17 protein-coding genes, 1 pseudogene and 1 riboswitch are annotated in these 20,669 nt (G+C 54.2%); of the genes and pseudogenes, 12 read left to right on the forward strand and 6 right to left on the reverse strand.

What is annotated here, in order from left to right; translation table 11 throughout:
* Positions 1 to 222: 222 nt before the first annotated feature.
* From BQ5383_RS00750 to BQ5383_RS00775, 6 genes are all read left to right on the forward strand, one after another.
* Positions 223 to 915 carry an iron-sulfur cluster assembly scaffold protein gene (locus tag BQ5383_RS00750; protein ID WP_071428910.1) on the forward strand — a complete coding sequence of 231 codons (693 nt, stop codon included), beginning with the start codon at positions 223 to 225 and terminating at the stop codon, positions 913 to 915.
* 21 nt (positions 916 to 936) lie between these two features.
* Complete coding sequence (locus BQ5383_RS00755) at positions 937 to 1,932, forward strand: GGGtGRT protein (RefSeq protein ID WP_071428911.1); 996 nt, start codon at positions 937 to 939, stop codon at positions 1,930 to 1,932.
* 505 nt (positions 1,933 to 2,437) lie between these two features.
* Complete coding sequence (locus BQ5383_RS00760; RefSeq protein WP_071428912.1) at positions 2,438 to 3,061, forward strand: hypothetical protein; 624 nt, start codon at positions 2,438 to 2,440, stop codon at positions 3,059 to 3,061.
* Positions 3,062 to 3,341: 280 nt separating this feature from the next.
* Positions 3,342 to 3,860: a GNAT family N-acetyltransferase gene (locus BQ5383_RS00765; RefSeq protein ID WP_071429853.1), complete on the forward strand. Its 519-nt coding sequence runs from the start codon at positions 3,342 to 3,344 to the stop codon at positions 3,858 to 3,860.
* A gap of 168 nt (positions 3,861 to 4,028) precedes the next feature.
* Entirely contained in the window at positions 4,029 to 4,877 is an 849-nt protein-coding gene (locus tag BQ5383_RS00770; protein ID WP_071428913.1) for a hypothetical protein, read from the forward strand.
* Positions 4,878 to 6,629: 1,752 nt separating this feature from the next.
* On the forward strand, positions 6,630 to 7,754 hold the full coding sequence (locus BQ5383_RS00775) for an ROK family transcriptional regulator (protein WP_071428914.1): 1,125 nt from the start codon (positions 6,630 to 6,632) through the stop codon (positions 7,752 to 7,754).
* A gap of 161 nt (positions 7,755 to 7,915) precedes the next feature.
* Here BQ5383_RS00775 and BQ5383_RS00780 read toward each other — a convergent pair whose 3' ends face one another.
* The gene (locus BQ5383_RS00780; RefSeq protein WP_139193303.1) at positions 7,916 to 10,075 is read right to left on the reverse strand and encodes a sensor histidine kinase; all 2,160 of its coding nucleotides are present in this window, start codon (positions 10,073 to 10,075) and stop codon (positions 7,916 to 7,918) included.
* Positions 10,076 to 10,312: 237 nt separating this feature from the next.
* Here BQ5383_RS00780 and BQ5383_RS00785 point away from each other — a divergent pair, with 237 nt between their 5' ends.
* Both BQ5383_RS00785 and BQ5383_RS00790 read left to right on the forward strand, forming a co-directional pair.
* Positions 10,313 to 11,026 (forward strand): response regulator transcription factor, encoded by a 714-nt coding sequence (locus BQ5383_RS00785; protein WP_071428916.1) that lies wholly within the window; start codon positions 10,313 to 10,315, stop codon positions 11,024 to 11,026.
* A gap of 59 nt (positions 11,027 to 11,085) precedes the next feature.
* Positions 11,086 to 11,222: riboswitch (molybdenum cofactor riboswitch) on the forward strand.
* 115 nt (positions 11,223 to 11,337) lie between these two features.
* Positions 11,338 to 11,889, forward strand: a complete 552-nt coding sequence (locus BQ5383_RS00790) for an FmdE family protein (protein ID WP_071428917.1) — start codon at positions 11,338 to 11,340, stop codon at positions 11,887 to 11,889.
* Positions 11,890 to 11,970: 81 nt separating this feature from the next.
* Here BQ5383_RS00790 and BQ5383_RS00795 read toward each other — a convergent pair whose 3' ends face one another.
* Positions 11,971 to 12,495 (reverse strand): nucleoside-triphosphatase, encoded by a 525-nt coding sequence (locus tag BQ5383_RS00795; RefSeq protein WP_071428918.1) that lies wholly within the window; start codon positions 12,493 to 12,495, stop codon positions 11,971 to 11,973.
* A 186-nt stretch (positions 12,496 to 12,681) separates the two neighbouring features.
* Here BQ5383_RS00795 and BQ5383_RS00800 point away from each other — a divergent pair, with 186 nt between their 5' ends.
* The 3 genes from BQ5383_RS00800 (at position 12,682) to BQ5383_RS00810 (ending at position 14,520) form a co-directional block, all read left to right on the forward strand.
* On the forward strand, positions 12,682 to 13,449 hold the full coding sequence (locus BQ5383_RS00800) for a class I SAM-dependent methyltransferase (protein WP_071428919.1): 768 nt from the start codon (positions 12,682 to 12,684) through the stop codon (positions 13,447 to 13,449).
* On the forward strand, positions 13,430 to 14,173 hold the full coding sequence (locus BQ5383_RS00805; protein WP_083389774.1) for a Rossmann-like domain-containing protein: 744 nt from the start codon (positions 13,430 to 13,432) through the stop codon (positions 14,171 to 14,173). The genes BQ5383_RS00800 and BQ5383_RS00805 overlap by 20 nt, the downstream gene beginning before the upstream one ends.
* Positions 14,174 to 14,319: 146 nt before the next feature.
* The gene (locus BQ5383_RS00810; RefSeq protein WP_071428921.1) at positions 14,320 to 14,520 is read left to right on the forward strand and encodes a hypothetical protein; all 201 of its coding nucleotides are present in this window, start codon (positions 14,320 to 14,322) and stop codon (positions 14,518 to 14,520) included.
* A 471-nt stretch (positions 14,521 to 14,991) separates the two neighbouring features.
* On the opposite strand, the gene BQ5383_RS00815 is transcribed toward BQ5383_RS00810, so the two are convergent.
* The 3 genes from BQ5383_RS00815 to BQ5383_RS00825 form a co-directional block, all read right to left on the reverse strand.
* A complete protein-coding gene (locus tag BQ5383_RS00815) occupies positions 14,992 to 15,711 on the reverse strand; it encodes a GTP pyrophosphokinase (RefSeq protein ID WP_235821910.1) in 720 nt (239 codons plus the stop codon).
* A 119-nt stretch (positions 15,712 to 15,830) separates the two neighbouring features.
* On the reverse strand, positions 15,831 to 17,024 hold the full coding sequence (locus BQ5383_RS00820) for an MFS transporter (RefSeq protein ID WP_071428922.1): 1,194 nt from the start codon (positions 17,022 to 17,024) through the stop codon (positions 15,831 to 15,833).
* 36 nt (positions 17,025 to 17,060) lie between these two features.
* Positions 17,061 to 17,435, reverse strand: coding sequence for a helix-turn-helix domain-containing protein (locus tag BQ5383_RS00825; protein WP_071428923.1), 375 nt, complete (start codon positions 17,433 to 17,435; stop codon positions 17,061 to 17,063).
* A gap of 200 nt (positions 17,436 to 17,635) precedes the next feature.
* Here BQ5383_RS00825 and BQ5383_RS00830 point away from each other — a divergent pair, with 200 nt between their 5' ends.
* Positions 17,636 to 18,748, forward strand: coding sequence for an ABC transporter ATP-binding protein (locus tag BQ5383_RS00830; protein ID WP_071428924.1), 1,113 nt, complete (start codon positions 17,636 to 17,638; stop codon positions 18,746 to 18,748).
* A 1,005-nt stretch (positions 18,749 to 19,753) separates the two neighbouring features.
* Here the strand turns inward: BQ5383_RS00830 and BQ5383_RS21315 are convergent.
* Positions 19,754 to 20,389 (reverse strand): annotated as a pseudogene (locus tag BQ5383_RS21315) (collagen-like domain-containing protein); the annotation flags it as partial.
* Positions 20,390 to 20,669 lie beyond the last annotated feature (280 nt).

Below are 20,669 nucleotides of genomic sequence, written 5' to 3' on the forward strand. Positions count from 1 at the left end.
CCCAATTGCTTCCAAGCATTCGTTTTATTCTACCCTTTCTTGCCTGCCCTTGTCAAACCATTCTGTGTCGATTCTATTGCCAAAGCGTAAAAAATAGTGCAGAAAAGGGATTTTCCTTTCAACTTTCTTCCACCTACTTGATAAAAAGTTGACGGGTCGTTATAATAATCGATGGTAAACCATCGGCAATCTACCAATACGCTGTTGAAAGGAGCAAGGATCATGAACTATTCCCACGAAGTAGAGAGTATGTGCACTCTCAGAAAGGGCCCCAACCACGGTCCCGCCCCCATTCCTGAGGAGGGAAGATGGGTCAAGGCCTATGAAATCAAGGATATTTCCGGCCTGTCCCACGGTATCGGCTGGTGCGCTCCCCAGCAGGGCGCCTGCAAGCTGACCCTGAATGTCAAGGAGGGTATTGTTCAGGAGGCTCTGGTGGAAACATTGGGATGCTCCGGCATGACCCACTCCGCCGCTATGGCCGGTGAGATTCTTCCCGGAAAGACCCTGCTGGAATGCCTGAACACCGACCTGGTGTGCGACGCCATCAACGTTGCCATGCGGGAGATCTTCAAACAGCTGGTCTATGGCCGCAGCCAGACCGCTTTCTCCGAGGACGGCCTGCCCATCGGCGCTTCCCTGGAGGATCTGGGCAAGGGCCTGCGCTCTCAGGTAGGTACCATTTTCTCCACCAAGCTCAAGGGCGTGCGCTATCTGGAGCTGGCTGAGGGCTACATCCTGTCCGTGGCGGTGGATGAGAATGACGAGGCCATCGGCTACAAGTTTGTCCGCCTGGGCAAGATGATGGAGGACATCCGTCATGGCGTCGATCCCAAGGAGGCCTTTGAAAAGAACATCAGCACTTACGGCAGATATGCCGACGCCCCCAAATACATTGACCCCCGCGAGGAATAAGAAAGGATAGGAGGTAATATCATGGCTAAGTTTGAAGGACAAGAGAGAAGAATGCCCAAAATCGAGGCTTGCCTCAAGGAATACGGTATGTCCACTCTGGAGGAAGCCAGAGACCTCTGCCTTTCCAAAGGTATTGATGTGGAGAGCATCGTCAAGGGCGTACAGAATATCGCTTTTGAGAACGCTGTCTGGGCTTATACCCTGGGCTGCGCTGTGGCCCTGAAGAAGAATGTTGCCACCGCCGCTGAGGCTGCTGAGGCCATTGGCATCGGTCTGCAGGCCTTCTGCGTTCCCGGTTCTGTCGCCGAGCAGCGGGCCGTTGGTCTGGGCCACGGCAACCTGGGCGCCATGCTGCTGCGTGACGAGACCAAGTGCTTCTGCTTCCTGGCAGGCCACGAATCCTTCGCCGCTGCTGAAGGCGCCATCGGCATTGCCCGCAACGCCAACAAGGCCCGTAAGGAAAATCTGCGGATCATCCTCAACGGTCTGGGCAAGGACGCTGCCTACATTATTTCCAGAATCAACGGCTTCACCTATGTGGAGACTGATTTTGACTTCGCCACCGGCGAGGTAAAGGTCATCCGGGAAGTTCCCTTCTCCGACGGTGAGCGCAGCAAGGTCAAGTGCTACGGCGCCAACGACGTTCTGGAAGGCGTGGCTATCATGAAGCTGGAGAAAGTGGATGTGTCCATCACCGGCAACTCCACCAACCCCACCCGGTTCCAGCACCTGGTGGCCGGCACCTACAAGAAATGGTGCTTCGAGAACGGCGTCAAGTACTTCTCCGTCGCTTCCGGCGGCGGCACCGGCCGTACCCTGCATCCTGACAACATGGCTGCCGGTCCCGCTTCCTATGGTTTGACCGACTCCATGGGCCGTATGCATGGTGACGCCCAGTTCGCCGGTTCTTCCTCCGTCCCCGCTCACGTGGAGATGATGGGTCTGATCGGCATGGGCAACAACCCCATGGTAGGCGCTACCGTTGCCTGCGCTGTGGCGGTTTCCCAGGCCAAATAATCCACACATTTATCTTTTCAGCCCCCGGAGTTTTTTCTCCGGGGGCTTTTTGCCGCTCCGTTTTCTGCCTGCCGTCATTTTTTCCTTTCAGCGCCGCTACAGCATTTTCCTCATTTTGCTTTTCTCAGAATAAAAATGCACTTTTTGTTCCAAATACATCCTCCTTTCCTTTTGCGTCATGCAGGTGTCAAAAGGCTTTCAATTTTGTAGCCTTGATTTTTGCCGCCAAAACTGGCCTTTGTGGGATATCAATGGTTTTTATCTCCAAAATGATTTCATTTTGTCAGCTATTTCAACCAACAGGGACATTTTTTACATTTGATTTTCAGGATTTATTTAAATGATTCTTTGAAATCGTTCAGTCCCTAACCACGATTTATTCAAAAAATCAACGTATACTGAATGCATCGAAGCTGGACCTTCACACTGCCGTACCGGCAGACAGCTTCGGTCCCGGACAGGATCGTTTTGGTCCGGCAGAATGAATGCAAAAGGAGATTTTATTATGAAAAAAATGATCGTTGCCGCTTTAATGGCCGCTCTGTTGGTGACCGCAACTGCCTGCGGCAGTACCAGCAGTTCCTCCAGCAGTTCCTCTTCCTCAGAGAGTTCCACTTCCTCACAGTCCTCCTCCGTTGAGAGCGAACCAGCTGAAGAAGCTTCCAATGCCGATGACGGCGAGGTGAGCACCGTTACCGGTGTGATTGAGGATGCCGCCATGAACTCCGTAGTGATCAAAACTGAGGATGGTCTCACGCTCAACTTCACTATTCCCGATGACGCTGATAAAACCGAAGTGGACGGTATGACCATCGGCGACACTCTGGAAATTACTTATACCGGTACCATTGATGGCGAGGATACTTCCGGCGCCGTGGTGACCAAACTGGTCCAGACTCCCGCTTCCGGCGAATCTGCCGCTTCCAGTGACGCTGCTGCTTCCGACGCGTCTGCCGCTTCTGGCGAGACCTCTTCCAGCGAAACTCCTACTTTGGAGGAAAGCACTTCTTCTGAGGCTGCCGCTTCTGACAGCGCCGCTTCCGATGCCTCTTCCTCTGCCACAGAATCTGCTGAGACCTCTGAGGCTCAGACTGCCGACACCACCTCTTCTTCTGAGGCTGCCGCTTGATTTTGCCGCACAATTTCTCTTTTACCAGTACATCATCCACAGAACCGGGGTCCTTTTGAGGGCTCCGGTTCTTTCACATTGACAATGTCCCCTGAAGAAAGCTACAATGGGGCAAGGTCGGAATCTCAAAATAAGTTTGAGACTTTTCCATTGAGTGCCGGGCTTCGTTTTTACTCTCATAACAGACAGCGGGGATACCAGTGATGCCCGAAATGGTGTGCTGCAAACCATTTACTGGACAGCTGCTGCCTGTTTGGAACTGATCAAGGAGGATATGCTGATGTTTTCTTTCCGTATTGCTGACAAAGCTGATGTGGATGCTGTTTTTTCTTTGATGGAGCAGGTGGTCCATTCTCTTGCGGATCCATCCCTTTTTATCCCTGAAACCCGTCAGTCGCTGGAACGGCATCTTAAAGAGGAAGGGATGATCCTGTTGGCAGAGGAAGAACAGCTGGCAGGATATTTGATGGTGCGCTTTCCCGGTAATGCAGAGGATAATCTGGCGGAGGACGCCGGGCTCTCTGCACAGGACGCTCTCCGCTGCGCCCATATGGAATCAGTGGTGGTCCATCCCGATTTCCGCGGCAGAGGTCTGCAAAAGCTGCTGCTTGAGCAGGCTGAACGGCTGCTCCCTGAAGGGATCGGCTTCGCTCTGGCTACAGTTGCCCCGGAAAATCACGCCAGCCTGACCAGTTTTCTCCGCATGGGTTATTCCATTGCGGATACCAAGATGAAATACGGCGGGAAAATGCGGCATATTATGATCAAAAAAGTCACCCATACCCAAGATCAAAAGTAAAAAAACAATTGGAAAAACAGCAAAAGTTATGACCAAACCATAAATTTTCCTTTGATTTTCTTGACGAAGGCCGACACTTCGTTTATGATGGTAAGGTATGATATGAAACACGGTATTCTGACCGGTTTATGGTACATTGCAATTTTTGTAAGAAGGAGTTTCTTTTTTATGAACCGCACTGTTGCCAAAAAGATTCTGGCCTTTCTGCTGGCGGCGCTGATTGCATTGTCAGCCTTGTCCGGGGTAGTGATGGTTTTCGCTGAGGACCCTGTTCCGCAATTGGCGGTCATTGACGATGATCTGTGGCATTTAAGCGGACGCACCTATCAGTATTATTTCAACACAGACGTTCAGGGGCTTGCTTTACCCGCCGGATTCTGGGAACATTATCAGCTGGAAGCTGAAATTCTGGAGGGCGAGGACGGCCTGAAGGTTTTTGAACTGACCCAGGACGAGGATGGGACCCCCATACTGACAGTGGAAGCGGAAGATGGTTTTGTCGCTCCACTGGGCGGCAATACTGTCCGTTACCTCCTGCGCTGTGTCAACAGGGAAACCGGCGCTCTGCTTTGCTATAATACATTTCTGCTGCGGACGTATCTGTGCGAAACAGCGTCAGAGCCTGTTACGGTTTCTCTGGAAGATCAGCTGGAGGCTGTGACCTTCCCGGAAGAGGCACAGCAGGGAGAGCTGCTGTTTGAGGATACGGCTTCCTTCACTTTTCCCTTGTCTGAAAAACGCACCTTTTTCCCTGGCTGGAGCAACGATTACACAGATGTGATTGAATCGTTGGCACAGCAGCACGGCGTCAGCTTTGACGTGCTGAATGTGCTGTTCACCCCCGTCTTTGACCAGGCAGGAGAATTGATCTTTTATACTGGGCGCCCTTACCTTTACCTGCTGGAAGGCGGCAACTTGATCCCCGTCTCCTCTTCCTACCATGATGGCGCTCATCATGTGACAACAGACCGTCTGGGCTGTTACCTCGCTTCCTCTCAACCCATCGACATAAAATAAGACCGTATACAGAGCCGTCCTGTATTCAGGGCGGCCGAGCGTGTCGAAAAAATTCGACACGCTTCCAGGGGGTATCCCATACCCCCTGGATACGCCGCTTGGTTCCTGACGAAACCAGCGGCGATACCCCCGGTTTCGCGCCCCGGTGGGCGCAGGTCGTGGTATAAAAATCAGGCGCATGTCCCTCTGAGTGTGCCGAAGGAGTTCGGCACACTTCCAGGGGGACCCAGTCCCCCTGGATACGCCGCTTGGTTCCTGACGAAACCAGCGGCGATACCCCCGGTTTCGCGCCCCGGTGGGCGCGGGTCGTGGTATAAAAATCAGGCGCATGTCCCTCTGAGTGTGCCGAAGGAGTTCGGCACACTTCCAGGGGGACCCAGTCCCCCTGGATACGCCGCTTGGTTCCTGACGAAACCAGCGGCGATACCCCCGGTTTCGCGCCCCGGTGGGCGCGGGTCGTGGTATAAAAATCAGGCGCATGTCCCTCTGAGTGTGCCGAAGGAGTTCGGCACACTTCCAGGGGGACCCAGTCCCCCTGGATACGCCGCTTGGTTCCTGACGAAACCAGCGGCGATACCCCCGGTTTCGCGCCCCGGTGGGCGCGGGTCGTGGTATAAAAATCAGGCGCATGTCCCTCTGAGTGTGCCGAAGGAGTTCGGCACACTTCCAGGGGGACCCAGTCCCCCTGGATACGCCGCTTGGTTCCTGACGAAACCAGCGGCGATACCCCCGGTTTCGCGCCCCGGTGGGCGCGGGTCGTGGTATAAAAATCAGGCGCATGTCCCTCTGAGTGTGCCGAAGGAGTTCGGCACACTTCCAGGGGGACCCAGTCCCCCTGGATACGCCGCTTGGTTCCTGACGAAACCAGCGGCGATACCCCCGGTTTCGCGCCCCGGTGGGCGCGGGTCGTGGTATAAAAATCAGGCGCATGTCCCTCTGAGTGTGCCGAAGGAGTTCGGCACACTTCCAGGGGGACCCAGTCCCCCTGGATACGCCGCTTGGTTCCTGACGAAACCAGCGGCGATACCCCCGGTTTCGCGCCCCGGTGGGCGCGGGTCGTGGTATAAAAATCAGGCGCATGTCCCTCTGAGTGTGCCGAAGGAGTTCGGCACACTTCCAGGGGGACCCAGTCCCCCTGGATACGCCGCTTGGTTCCTGACGAAACCAGCGGCGATACCCCCGGTTTCGCGCCCCGGTGGGCGCGGGTCGTGGTATAAAAATCAGGCGCATGTCCCTCTGAGTGTGCCGAAGGAGTTCGGCACACTTCCAGGGGGACCCAGTCCCCCTGGATACGCCGCTTGGTTCCTGACGAAACCAGCGGCGATACCCCCGGTTTCGCGCCCCGGTGGGCGCGGGTCGTGGTATAAAAATCAGGCGCATGTCCCTCTGAGTGTGCCGAAGGAGTTCGGCACACTTCCAGGGGGACCCAGTCCCCCTGGATACGCCGCTTGGTTCCTGACGAAACCAGCGGCGATACCCCCGGTTTCGCGCCCCGGTGGGCGCGGGTCGTGGTATAAAAATCAGGCGCATGTCCTGATTTTTATGATTTTGAATTTTGTTTTTCTTGGAAACAGGTTTTTCTACAATCTGAGCCGTCCTGTATTCAGGGCGGCCTGTTGCTTTTAAAACAGAAAATAGAAATATATTCAATAATTTGGATGATTTTGTTATTGCGCTTTTCTTTTCCGGTTTTCTTCAAAGCTCCGGCCGAAACCCGTGAAAATAGCGAAGAACGATTTAGAGGTGATTAGAATGGCTTCAAAAATTCCAGATATGGATGTCAAGCGTGTGAACCGCCGCAAGGTTTACCGCCAACTGCTTCAGTTTCAACGGGTTTCCAAGCAGGAACTTTCTAAGATTCTGGATATCAGTCTGCCTACGGTGGCACAAAACGTGCGGGAACTGATTGCTCTTGGACTGGCCGAAGAAAAGGAGGCTTTCGCTTCTACGGGAGGGCGGAAAGCCGCAGCCATCGCTCCTGTGCCCAACGCCAGAGCCGCTGTGGGACTGAGCATCACTCCCCAGCGCTACACCATGGTCTGCGTCAATCTGCTGGGGCAAATTATTTCCAAGCAGGTATGGAAAAAGGATTTTTCCCTGGACGAGGAATATCTGTCCCAGCTGCGCCGGTCCCTGGAGGAATTTTTGGTCAAATGCTCTGTGCCACGGGATCGGATCCTGGGGGTAGGAGTAACCTTGCCCGGTTCTCTTTCCGCTGACTGTTCCACCGTCATCTCTTCTCGCAGTCTCGCCATTTCCAATCTGCAAACCGAGATGCTCCTCTCCGGCTGCGGGCTTCCCTGCCGGTTTCTCAATGATTCTCATGCGGCAGCCATTACAGAATTCTGGGATCAGGAGAATCCCGGAAACCTGGTATATCTTTCTCTCAACAGCAGCGTCGGCGGGTCCTTTTCCTGTGGCGGACAGCTATACTCCGGTGACCGGATGCACAGCTGTGACTTCGGGCAGCTTGCCGTCATCAGCAAGGACGCTCAGGGACAGGATCGGGCAGCCCGACTGGAGGACTGCTGTTCTTCCCAGGTGCTGGCTCAGGCAGCCGGAGGATCATTGGAACGCTTCTTCCAGCTGGTGGAAGCCGGGGACCCTTCCTGCTGCAATGTCTGGCAAACCTACAGCGGACATCTGTGCCGGGCTGCCGCACAGCTTCATGCCATTTTCGACTGCGGCGTGGTGCTGGGCGGAGAAGTGGGCAGCTTTCTGGCGCCCCATCTCAGCTTTTTGCGCCGCATGATTTCCGACCAGACTTCCGGTGCTGATGACGTGTGCAGCTATCTGACTGCCGGCCGATATCCTGTGGAACCCTCCGCAGCCGGAGCCGCCCTTACCTTTATCCGGGACTTTTTCCGCTGCTTCTGACTGCCGGTCTGCCTGATATTTAACCCCCCCATGGATCGCTGTGTTCAGCAGTCTGATCCATGAGGGGCTTTATTTTTAAGAGAGGCTCCGTGCCACCGTGTCTGAAACGGGATACCTGTGCTGCGGTCCTGCCAATAAGGGGGATAGCTTATGGTTTTCTTTTATGGGAACAGGGAGCGCAGTCTGTCCCATACCTCCTGGGCCCGGACCGGCTTGACCAGATAGCTGTCAATGATGCCTTTTCGTTCGTTTTCCACCACCTGACGGTCCACAAAGCCGGTGAGCAGAAGGATACGCACCTCGGGATGGCAGGCTCTGGCCATCAGGGCGAACTGTGTTTCAGCCGTTCCGGAGGCGTCACATCCCAATACGATGGCATCCACCGTATTCTCCGTGCGCAAAACCTCCAGGGCCTCCTCCTGCCGCCGGAAGCTGATGGCTTCACAGCCCTCCTGACGCAGTGCCTTCTGGAGCATCAGCAGCACCTTTGGATTCGGCTCCACCAGCAGCACCTGGAGGGGCTCGCCCTGACGCTTGCTTTCTCCCTGGGAGGCGGCGACCCCTACCGGCAGACGAATGGTAAATACGGTTCCCTCACCAGGAACACTGTCCACCTGAATGGAGCCCTGATGTCCTTCAATAATGCTCTGTACAATGGACAGTCCCAAACCGGTCCCTTCCCCGTTCTTTTTGGTGGTAAAGAAGGGATCGAAGATCCGTTCCCGCAGTCCCTGTTCCATTCCGCAGCCGTCGTCCTGGAAGGTGAGCACCGCCCACTCTCCGGGGGAATCCACCCGCTGCTCCAAAGTACCTGTGACCCGAAAATGTCCTTGCCCACCCTTTTGTTCAATGGCATGATAAGCATTCACCGCCAGATTCAAAACCACCTGTCCCAGTTGGGTCTCGCTGCCCATGATCCGCCGCCCTTCCAGACAAAGGCTGCACTGGGCTTCCACTCCCTTGGGCTTGGCGCTTACCGCCATCTTCAGCGCATCCGCAACGACCTGCTCCAGATCCAGATTTTTCATCGTGGTCTCCCCATCCTTCCGGCTGAGAGCGGTGAACTGCTGGATGACCTCCTTTGCCCGGGCCGCCGCGGAATAAATTTCCCTGGCATCCTCATAGGCCTGCTCCTGCCCCGGTGTTACATCATCCATCAGCATCATGGAACAGGCCATGATGGGGGTCAGAAGATTATTCAGCTCATGGGCCATACCTCCGGTGAGTGTACCGATGGTCTCCAGACGCTGAAAATGCCGCAGCTTTTCCTCACTACGCCGCAGCTCCTCCAAAGAATCGTTGAGCTGACGCAGATACAGGTTTTCCTCTTCCATCCCCTTTTTCTTCCTGCTGACAGAATACAGCAGTGTCCCCATGATCGCCGAGGCGGCCGTCAGAATGAACAGTACGCTGCCAATGGAAATCAACGCCTGATTCATCGGCGCCATAATCTCATTGAAATCCGCCACAACACTGATGGAAAGAAAATCATTGCCAATCCAAAGGGGCGCAAAAGCGCATAGTTTTTTGGCGGGAGCCGGCGGCTGCTCCTGCCACCAATAGGACTGATAGACAGCAGTTCCCGCTTCTCCCCGCAGCTGCCTCTCCAGCAGCTCCTCCTCACCGGAAAGATCCAGCTGCCCATACCGCTGCCGCCAGCTTTCCAGCGCCGAACTGCCCACCACCTGTGAATCCACATGGACCAGTGTTATTCCGCTGGAATGGCACAGGGAAACCGAACCCCTTTGGCCAATGGAGACCAGGGACGCGGTATCTTCACACATTCTTTCCACATCCACCATGCTCTGTACCCGATGGTTGGTTCCCACAGAGGCGGAAATGGCCAGATACAGCTCCCCCTGTTCATTGGCATACACCCGCAAACCGGCAGCTGGTGCATCGGGGGTCAGATTCGTATAAGGGCCTTCCTTACGGGTGGTTACCAGCACCTCTCCCTGAGCGTCGGTAAGCATGATATCCGCAACAAAGCTGCCGGTGGCGGCATTATAGTTATCCAGAAAATCCAACAGGGTTTCATCCTCGCCAGTGGACAAATATTCCGCTACTCCCTCCACAAACTGGGGATTTGCCCGGATGACATCGAAATCTTTTCGATAGTTGTTCAGATAATTTTCCAAATTGCTGGCAGCGGAAGTCATCAGCACCGTCAACTGATGCTGCTGGCTGTCAATCTCCTTCTGCTGCATCTGCCGGTACAGAGGCGCGATGATCCATGTGCCTATCAGTACCGCTGTAGTCAGCAGAGCCATCAGCCGTACAAGATTCTGCCCTCTGCGCGTTTTGATCCAATTGAACTTCATAACCGTCCCCCGTTCGGTGATCTGGCTTTTATTGTAATACACCCCGAAAAGAAAGGAAAGCCCCCCTTGGTCAGGACGGCTCCTGCCTCCTTACAAAACGTCCGGTCTTTGTAAAATTTTCCTTTGTTTGAGAATTTTGCCTCCCCCTTTTTGCTGCCGCATAGTTTTTTCTGTACAACCCATCCCTTTATATGATACAATAACGTTATTATCATTGCTTCCTAAGGAGGAATCGCCGTGGCGAAGGAACGGGTATTGATCGTAGACGATGAACCCGCTGTCCGCAAGGTACTCACCCGGGTGGTGGAGCGTATCGGGCTGGAGGCGGAAACCGCTGCCAGCGGCGAAGAGGCTCTGGCACTGCTGAGCTACGGAAAAACCTTTGATCTGGTGCTGCTGGATGTCATGCTGGGAGGAATGGACGGCTTCGCGGTGGTGCAGCAGCTGCGGGAGAAAAAGAATGAGATCCCCATCATGATCCTCAGCGCCCGCTCCGAGGAGGACAATACCCTTTACGGGCTGGAGCTGGGGGCGGATGATTATATTGCCAAGCCCTTCAATCCTGTGGTGCTGGGCGCGAAAATCAAAGCCCTCATCCGCCGCAACAAAGCCGTTCAGCAAAATTCTCAGGCCCAGGTGGCCGGTCCCTTTGTATATCACAGCGATACCATGCGCCTGGAAAAAAACGGAGTGGAAATCCCCCTGAGCAGCAAGGAAAATATCATGATGAAGCTGTTTCTGGACCATCCGGGGGAGGTTTTTACCAAAGAGCAGCTTTACCGCCATGTGTGGGGAGATGTGATCGTGGACGGCAACGCGGTGATGGTTTATATCAGCCATCTTCGCGCCAAAATTGAAGAAAACCCCAAGAATCCCTGTTTTCTCCGCACTGTTTGGGGAATGGGGTATCAGTTCAATCCCGATGGGACGGAAGAACCCTTCTCCACATGAAGCTTTTCCAGGGATAACAAAGGTTGACAAAAGTTTCCCACAATGGTAAAATAATCGCAAATTTGATACTTTTCCGAGCTTTTTTCACCTACAGGCTTTGCCCAAGGTCAAAAGCCGCGCGCCCAACCGGCGCCAGGGTCCCGGAGGAAACTCCCTGGCCTTCCTCCCTTTGAAAAGGAAAAGCACCGCTGCCCGCTCCACGGCCCCGCCCTGGATGAATTGTGCGTCAGAATGCTTTCCTCCCCTCAAAGGGGAGGTTTTTTTATCGGTTCAAATGCCGGATCTACCGGTTACTGAAGGAGGAATTTGAAATGAACACCTTTGAACAGGATCTGCAGGAGGCGGTAGCCTTTCACGGACATCTCTGCGGGGGCCAGATGAGCGGCGTCCGCATGGCCCGGTACGCTCTGCGTTTGCTGGGCATTGAGGAGCCCAAAAAATCCAAGCGCCTGATCTGCTACATCGAAACCGACCGCTGCATCACCGATGCCATCGGTACTGTCACCGGCTGTTCTCTGGGCCGCCGTACCCTGAAATGGCTCAACTACGGTAAAATGGCCGCCACTTTTGTGGACCTGGAAACAAACAAGGCCGTCCGTATTTCTTCCAACGGCAAGCACTACGCTCCCCAAGGCGCTGATTTGGTGGAATATTTCTCCAAGCTTACGGATGAGGATCTCTTCAACGTTCAGTGGGTAACTGTGGACATGGCTCCCGGCGATCTGCCCGGACCTCCCTGTGCCACAGCCGTATGCAGTCAGTGCGGAGAATCCGTATTGGATGGCAAGCACATCATCCGCAATGGACGGGTCCTTTGCCGGGCCTGTGCCGACGGCGCTTACTACAAGCCCGCCCAGGACTGAGCCCACCGGAGCAGCAAAAAGGCTGGGGCGGCAGCCTCAGCCTCTTTCTCCTGACCCACGGGATTTGAACAATAAAACATTTTACTCCTCCGGCCAGTCATCTTCCGTGGTGTAATACTGGTACAGCAACCGGGGCAATTTGTCCCGGTTTTCCTTTGTCACCATCACTACCCGGACCATGGGATGCTCTGCCACTGACCGGAGAAACGGATTATCTTCCAGCCGCAATACCCCCAGCACAGGCCAGGGAAGAGCCAACCGCTCCAGCACCGCCTGGGTGAAGGGACGGATACCGCTTTCCATAAAGCCCAACTCGTCCATCAGGGTCACACATCCGGGGCGGGCGCTCTGTCTGAGCAGTTCCACTGCCAATCCCTCAAAGGCCCTGGGGTCACAGGGCTCCTTATGTTCCGGTGTTGTGAAATGGACCGCCTCCATCTTCCTTTTGCCATCGGGGGAACAGACATACACCCGTCTGCCCTGCTGATCCACCTGAGAGCGTGTGACAAAGCCAGCCACCTCTCCTGGCCACATTTCCAGGAACTTTTCAATAGCGGTGGTTTTGCCCACCTGTTTTTCACCTGTCAAAAAAAGATGTTTTTTCATCGTTTGCCTTACCCCTTTACAGAAACCGGCACACACCGGCATCCCTTTGGGCGCCCAAAAGGTTCAAGCCGTTTCTGTATCTGCTTTTTGTACCGGAAAGACTTGTAGCGCACCCAATGATTTACTTCATCCTACCACCGCAGCCCTCAAAAGTCCAGCTGCCCTTTGAGAAAGGATGTCTGCCAAATGTTTCAATGGACCGACCAAAGCATGGATTGGTACGAACAAGCTGCTCTTCATTGCGACTTTCACCGGCGTGTGGCCTGCCTGGCCCAGCCCTACCTGGAAGGATGCGATACCATCGCGGACCTGGGCTGCGGCCTGGGTTACCTGAGCATGGAGCTTTCTTCCTTCTGCCGGCGGATGATCTGTGTGGACGTCAGCACACCTGCCCTGGGCCGATTGGCGGAAAACTGCCTCCGACGGAACATCACCAACCTGGAGACGCTGGAAGCTGATTGGACCCTGTGGCAGCCACATCCCCTCCCGGACGCTGTGGTGCTCAGCTATTGCAACGGTCTGGGACGTAACCTGCCAGTGCTCTCCCGACTGGCCGGTAAGGTCATCCTTTCGATAATGCCTGCCTCCAACGAGGAAAATGACAGCTATGACCTCAACCGTTATCTTCCTCAGCGTGCCCGGTACCGGGGACGGGAAAACCACAAAACCGTTGTTCCGGTACTTCAGGCTCTGGGAGTGCCATATCAGGAAACTCCTTTTTCCCTTCCTTTTGGGCAATGGCTCCGGGATGAGGAGGAAGTGAAAACCTTTCTGGAATATTATTTTGATTTTCATCCCACCGCCTCTCAGCTGGAAGAATATCTGGCCTCCCACAAGGCGGAAAATGGGTACTATCTGCCCAATGTCAAACACGGCTATGTGGTGGCGGTCAAAGTCCAGGACCTGCCGCCCCGGCTGCTGAAAGGAGCAATGGATGATGTGGAGTCTCTATAAAAAATTACTGGAAGGAATCCCTGAGGACAGTCCTGTCATCACATCGGTACGGCCCGGTTTGTGGACAATGGTGACCACCGCGCAGGGAACCGCCGGTGTGGCCATGTTTCTGCGCCAGGGGGAATGTCCTGAGACAGATGCCATCCGAAACGCAGTAGGACATCCCCTTCGTCAAGCTGCGGAGCTGGTCACTTCCTGGAATTTTCTGGAGGCGGCAGTGGGAATGGCCGCCATCAATGCCTGGTATAACACGCCCCAAAACGCCAAAAATATGGGCTGGCAGGAAAGCGATCCTGAAACCGATATTTTTGAACAGTATCTGCCTGAGCTGGAGGGAAAAAAGGTAGCCGTCATCGGCCGCTTCCCCAGACTGGACACGGTGGTTGCACCCCATTGTACCCTTTCGGTGCTGGAACGGGACCCCGGTCCCGGAGACCTGCCGGACAGTGCCTGTGAATATATTCTGCCTGGGCAGGACTTTGTTTTTATCACCGGCTCCGCTTTTGCCAACAAAACCATGCCCCGGCTGCTGGAACTGAGCAAAAACGCCCGGGTAATCCTTACCGGTCCCAGCGTGCCCCTGGCTGATTGCCTGTTTGAGCACGCCGAATGCCTGGCTTCCAGCGTCGTGTTCCATCCAGAGGTTCTTTCCAACCATGAGGATGCCGGTATTCCTCCCAACCGCTTCCATCACAGCAGCCGTTTTGTGCTGGTGCGCCGTTAAGGCAGATCTGTTGTTCCGCAGTCTCTCTCTTCCACAAGCCAGGACAAAGCCGTCCGCTGGGTGAAAAATTTTATTTTTATTTTGACAAAAAGCGCCTGTGGTATCTTTCCTCTTTCAGGGCATGATGATAGAGGGAGGTGAAGCGGATGAATCAAAAAAAATTTGCCGGTGAGAACGCCATAAAACCGGAGAAAAAAATCTCCCTGGGGCCTGATCTTGCAGCTGATCCAGGCAAGCGGCTGTGTCCCAAATTCGACTGCACCGGCATGGCCCGGCAGCATATATCCGACGGAGGCCGTACTGGCCCACAGGTGTTGGATAACTGCGCCGAGGAGCATATCCAATAAAAGCAAAATGAGGCGGCTGCCTTTGGAAATATTCCAAAGGCCGCCGCCTCAGCGTATCAAACGAAATCTTTTAAAAGATTTTGGAAACCCACTGACGTGGAGAACAACCCCTCTTACAAGAAGCTGTCATACAAACTAAAAAAGATCAGGCAGACAAAGGCCGCAAAAATAGGTGGAAGAAAAAATAGCGGGTGGAAAAGAGAAATGGAGCGGAAAGCCCTGCTGTTCTTCCCTCTCAAACTGATAAAGGGTAAATCATAATATACCTTTTGTTTTGTTTTTACAAAATATAACTTTTTGTATTTTAAAAACTCCTCTGCGGCTCAGCAAAGCAGTCCCCATACATAGAACCAAACAGGTTTCTGCAAGGGATGGGATGGAAATAAGCCTGTCCTCCAATCTTCCTTTGTCTGTGGCTTTAAATCACCACTGCCTTGGGGGACGTTTCCCCGCAGCCGGCAAAACGGTCCATCACGCTTCCTTTTTCTCCTCCAGCTCTTTCTGCCGCGCCGCGTAAAGCAGACGTCCGATCTCTTCCATTTCCCGGTCCGTGGCCGCAATGATCTCGGCGCAGCGTTTGAGACGGGAGGCAATTTCCCCGGAATCCTCCTGGTTCTTTTTATAGTACATCTGATGCTCCAGGCTGGCCCAAAAATCCATCGCAATGGTCCTCAGCTGCACTTCCACCTTGACGTTGCGCTTTTTGTCGGCAAAAAATACCGGAATCTCCACGATCATATGATAACTGCGGTAGCCGTTGGGCTTTGGATGCTTGATATAATCCTTCACCTCCAAAAGCCTCACATCATCCTGACGGGTGAACATCTCCGCAACCTGGTAGATGTCCTCGATAAAAGAGCAGATCACCCGAACCCCGGCAATATCGCTGAGATTTTCCACGGCCGATTCCCGGCTCAGCTCCAATCCCCGCCGTTGCAATTTGTTGACAATGCTTTCCGGGCTTTTGATCCTGGAAGTAATAAATTCAATTGGATTTCGGTTATGCCGGGTGGACAGATCCTCATTGAGCACCTCAAACTTGGTGGTCACTTCCCGCAGCGCACAGCTGTAAAGGGTCTTTATCTTGGCAAACTCCCGAACCAGATCTACCAGTCTGGCATCATTCAGACGCAATTTACTTTCCTGGGTCTCATCCATATATTTGATCTCACGCTGTATAATGCTGCTCATCCTTTCCTTTATAAGCCGTTTTCCCCACATACTTTTAACCTGAGCTTTCCTGTTAAAAATTTCTTTCTGTCCAGGGGATATGAGGGGGCACTATTTCTCCTTCTTTTCCCTTCCCGCTTCTATGGGATCTTCTTCCCGCGGGAAATGCTGCCAACCACCGCCATCAAAAGCACCGGAAACACTACCGCCGCCAGCAGACCTGCCCTCAGGCCCATTTCAGGTGACAGCTCCGCCGCCAGACCAACCAGCTGCGGGCCGGTAAAACAACCCAAATCCCCTGCCAAAGCCAGCAGCGCGAACATCGCCGTCCCTCCCGCCGGGCAGGCCGCCGCGCTGAGACTGATGGCACCCGGCCACATCAGCGCCACGGAAAGCCCGCAAAGGGCACAGCCCAAAAGCCCTATAAGAGGATGCGGCGCGAAAACCGCCAGCAGATAACTGACCACACACAGTCCCCCGCTGCACATCAGCGCCGGAACCAGGCGCAGCCGCTCTCCTGACGCTCCATAAAAGGCTCTCGCACCGCCCATGAGCACCGCAAAGGCGCAGGGCCCCAGCAGGTCTCCCATGGTTTTATCCACTTCCAAAGCTGTTTCCGCGAAATAGGAAGCCCACTGGGACATAGACTGTTCGGCTGCCCCGGCGCAAACCATCACCGCAGCCAGCAGCCAAAACATTTTCATGGAGGACAGCTTTTTCAGCGGCAGTTCCTCACCCTCCGCCACCAGCCTGCCAATGGGCACCTTTGTAAAGACAAAGCCGTTGACCAGCGGCAGCAGCGCCCAAAAGCAAGGAATCAGCCCCCAGTTTTCTTCTCCCGCCAGCCTCAGGCCCAGTGTGGTCAAAAGAATGAACGCCACACATCCCCAACAGTAAAAGGAATGCAGCAGGCTCATAGCCTTGTCCTTTTCTTTGGAAGGAACTGCCTCCACAATGGGGCTGACCAGCACCTCCAGCAAACCGCCTCCCACAGCATTAAGCAGCGTTGACAGCAGCAGCACCAACAGCGGACGGGAGGATAAAGGTGTCAGCAGTCCAATGCCCACCAGTCCCGCCGCCGCGCACAGGTGCGCCAGCACCATACACCGGCGGTAACCCAAGCGGTCGGCATATCGGACCGCCAAAAGATCTGTTATGATCTGAAAACCAAAATTGGCGGCAATCAACAGGGAAATGCTGCCCAGGCTCAGCCCCAGCCGTGTCTGATAAAGCACAAACAGCAAAGGACTGATATTGTTCACCACCGCCTGTACAATATATCCCCCATAACAGGCCCAAATGGTCCACCGGTAGCCGCTGCTGAGCCGCTCCATGGGCTTCACTCTCCCTTTTTTCACGGCTTGCGCCCTTTACACATAAGATTCATCTTCTCCGGGAATACTGCCCTTTGTTGATTCGGACGGATGCGTACGCCGGAATTCTCCCGGTGAAATTCCATTGAGGCGGCGGAACACCTTGCAGAAATAGTTGCCGTTTGAAAAGCCAACCAGGCCCGCGATCATCTCCACCGAATGTTCCCGTTCCAAAAGATACTGCCGGGCCGCGTTGATGCGCACTTTGATCAGATATTGCCCCGGCGAGATGCCGAATTCCCGGGTAAACAAACGGATCAGATGGCATTTGCTCACCGCAATGCGGTCCGCCAGATCCTCCACTCCATCCAGATAAGGATACTCTTCTTCAATCAGCCGCTTTGCCTGCATAGCCAAGCTTTCCTCTTCCATTTCTCCGCCCCCTTGACGCCTCAATGGCTCTTCATATAATCCATCAAGATTTTACCCTTTTTAAAGGAGAAAATCAAGGGTATATCAATTACTTACCCTTGTCTCAGGGGACAGAGGATGATAAGATGGGTACATGAGTTAAAAACATCACCTTTCGTTGATGTTTTTTTAGCGGAACTGATACAAAAGGAGGCCTTTTCATGGCAAGCATTTCCCTGCGTCATATTTACAAAATCTATCCCGGCGACGTCACTGCGGTCAATGACTTCAATCTGGAAATCCCGGACAAGGAGTTCGTCATTCTGGTTGGTCCTTCCGGCTGCGGTAAGTCCACCACCCTGCGTATGATCGCCGGTCTGGAGGAAATCTCCAAAGGCGAGCTGTACATCGGCGACCGTCTGGTCAACGATGTGGCACCCAAGGACAGAGATATCGCCATGGTGTTCCAGAACTATGCTCTGTATCCCCATATGACCGTTTACAAGAACATGGCTTTCGGTTTGGAGCTGCGGAAGGTCCCCAAGGAGACCATCAAGCAGAAGGTAGAGGAAGCCGCCAAGATTCTGGACATCTCCCATCTGCTCAACCGTAAGCCCAAGGCGCTTTCCGGTGGTCAGAGACAGCGTGTGGCCCTGGGCCGCGCCATGGTTCGTGATCCCGCCGTGTTCCTGCTGGACGAGCCGCTGTCCAACCTGGACGCCAAGCTCCGTGCCGCCATGCGTACCGAGATCACCAAGCTCCATAAGAAGCTGGGCACCACCTTCGTCTATGTTACCCACGACCAGACCGAGGCTATGACCATGGGCGACCGCATCGTGGTTATGAAGGACGGCGTCATCCAGCAGGTGGATACTCCTCAAAATCTGTATGATCGCCCCGGCAACAAGTTTGTCGCCGGCTTCATTGGTTCTCCTCAAATGAACTTCATCGACTGCACCATCGAGAAGAAGGGCGAGGCGCTCTTTGCAAACTTCGGCAAATACAGCCTGGAAATCCCCAAGGGCAAAACTGCTGATGGCGTTTTCGACAACTACATCGGCAAGAAGGTCATCATGGGCGTCCGTCCCGAGGCCATTCATGACGATGAGCTGTTCCTGTCCAACTTCCGTGAACTGGAAGTGGAAGCCAATGTGGAAATTGCAGAGCTGATGGGCGCTGAGATCTATATCTACATGGTAGTGGAGGGCACCAACATTGTGGCCAAGGTTCCTCCTCGTTCCACCTACAAGCCCGGCGATGTCATCAAGGTTGCCATCGATATGAACAAGACCCACTTCTTCGATGCCGAAACCGAAAAGACCATCTGCAACTAATTTAGTCATCTTCATTCTTTTTCACTCTATCATAGAGACGGGGGAGAAGCCAAGTGCTTCTCCCCCGTCTCTGTCTGTCGAAAACCCTTTTTCCAAGAAAAAACAAAATTCAAAATCATAAAAATCAGGACATGTGCCTGATTTTTATACCACGACCCGCGCCCACCGGGGCGCGAAACCGGGGGTATCGCTGCTGGTTTCGTCAGGAACCAGGCGGCGTATCCAGGGGGACTGGGTCCCCCTGGAAGTGTGCCGAACTCCTTCGGCACACTCAGAGGGACATGTGCCTGATTTTTATACCACGACCCGCGCCCACCGGGGCGCGAAACCAGGGGTATCGCCGCTGGTTTCGTCAGAAACCAGGCGGCGTATCCAGGGGGTATTGGATACCCCCTGGAAGTGTGCCGAACTCCTTCGGCACACTCAGGCGGGGGAGAAGCCAAGTGCTTCTCCCCCGCCTCTATTTTCGGGCAAGGGTTTTTCTTTTCATCCAACAGGCATCTTTTTTGATGTCAAGCAGGATCAGGACGTGCTGCCCGCCTGGGCAGCTGAATCGTCTCCAGACAAACGGATCAGTGTTAAACTGAGCAGAGTCAGATTGGGTGCGCCTGTATAATTGATAACCGATTTGGAGGAAAGGCGAAGGGTGGCATTCTCCACAGCATTAAACGTACCTTGGGCACTGTAAACCGCACTGTCGGAGTCTTCGGAACGACTGACCTGTACAATCATCCCAGGAACATTCTGATTATTCTGCTGCAAAGAGAAGGTTGTATTCAAGGATACATTAGCCGGGACCTGAACATTGTACAGTGCCAGATAGGTTCCGGGTTTCTTGATGAGCACCCCTACACCGTCGCTGAAAAAGTCACTGGGCGAAGACGATTCGGAATTGGCGAGGGTAACTCCACCCGAAATCGCTTGATTGCTGACACTATCATTTTGCCAACTGTGGTACCAAGTGTTGGTTGCAAATGTGCCGGGTTGGCCTTGGGCTCCGGTTTCACCCTGGGGACCAGCAGGGCCCTGAGGACCGGCAGGGCCTTGAGGACCAGCGGGGCCCTGGGGACCGGTTTCACCCTGAGGACCAGCAGGGCCCTGGGGACCGGTTTCACCCTGAGGACCAGCGGGGCCCTGAGGACCGGTTTCACCCTGAGGGCCAGCGGGGCCCTGAGGACCGGTTTCACCCTGGGGACCAGCAGGACCCTGGGGACCGGTTTCACCCTGAGGACCAGCAGGGCCCTGGGGACCGGTTTCACCCTGAGGGCCAGCGGGGCCCTGAGGACCGGTTTCACCCTGGGGACCAGCAGGACCCTGGGGACCAGTAGGACCTTGGGGGCCAGCAGGGCCTTGCAAACCAGTTTCACCCTGCGGGCCAGCAGGACCCTGGGGACCGGTTTCACCCTGAGGACCAGTTTCACCCTGCGGGCCGGCAGGACCCTGGGGACCGGTTGGTCCCTGCAGTCCAATGGGACCTTGGGGACCAGTTTCACCCTGCGGGCCGGCAGGGCCTTGGGGACCGGTATCACCAATCGGTCCCTGAGGACCCATGGGACCCGCAGGACCGGGTCTGCCTTGGGGGCCTACAGGACCCTGGGGACCGGGACAGCAGCAACAGCGATTGCGATAAGCGTCATTCATAAAATCACCTCCTATATTGGTGCAATACTATGTTATGCCGCAGGCGGGCGGCAGGAACCTGAAGAAAGATAATACTAGAAGTATAATGTAGAATAAATTTATCCAAATCAACAAAGTTCTTTCTTCTGGCTCCTCCTTTTTATCAATGGGTGCCTGTGATATTTTCCATTGCTTTTTCCCATTTGTTTCTAAAAAGTCCTTTTGGAAGGCGGAATATTCTCAAAAATGTATTATTTTTTAGATATTATACATATTGTATTTTAATTACAACTATAGCCGC

Source organism: Angelakisella massiliensis (genome assembly GCF_900104675.1).
In the GTDB taxonomy this organism is placed as follows: Bacteria; Bacillota; Clostridia; order Oscillospirales; family Ruminococcaceae; genus Angelakisella; species Angelakisella massiliensis.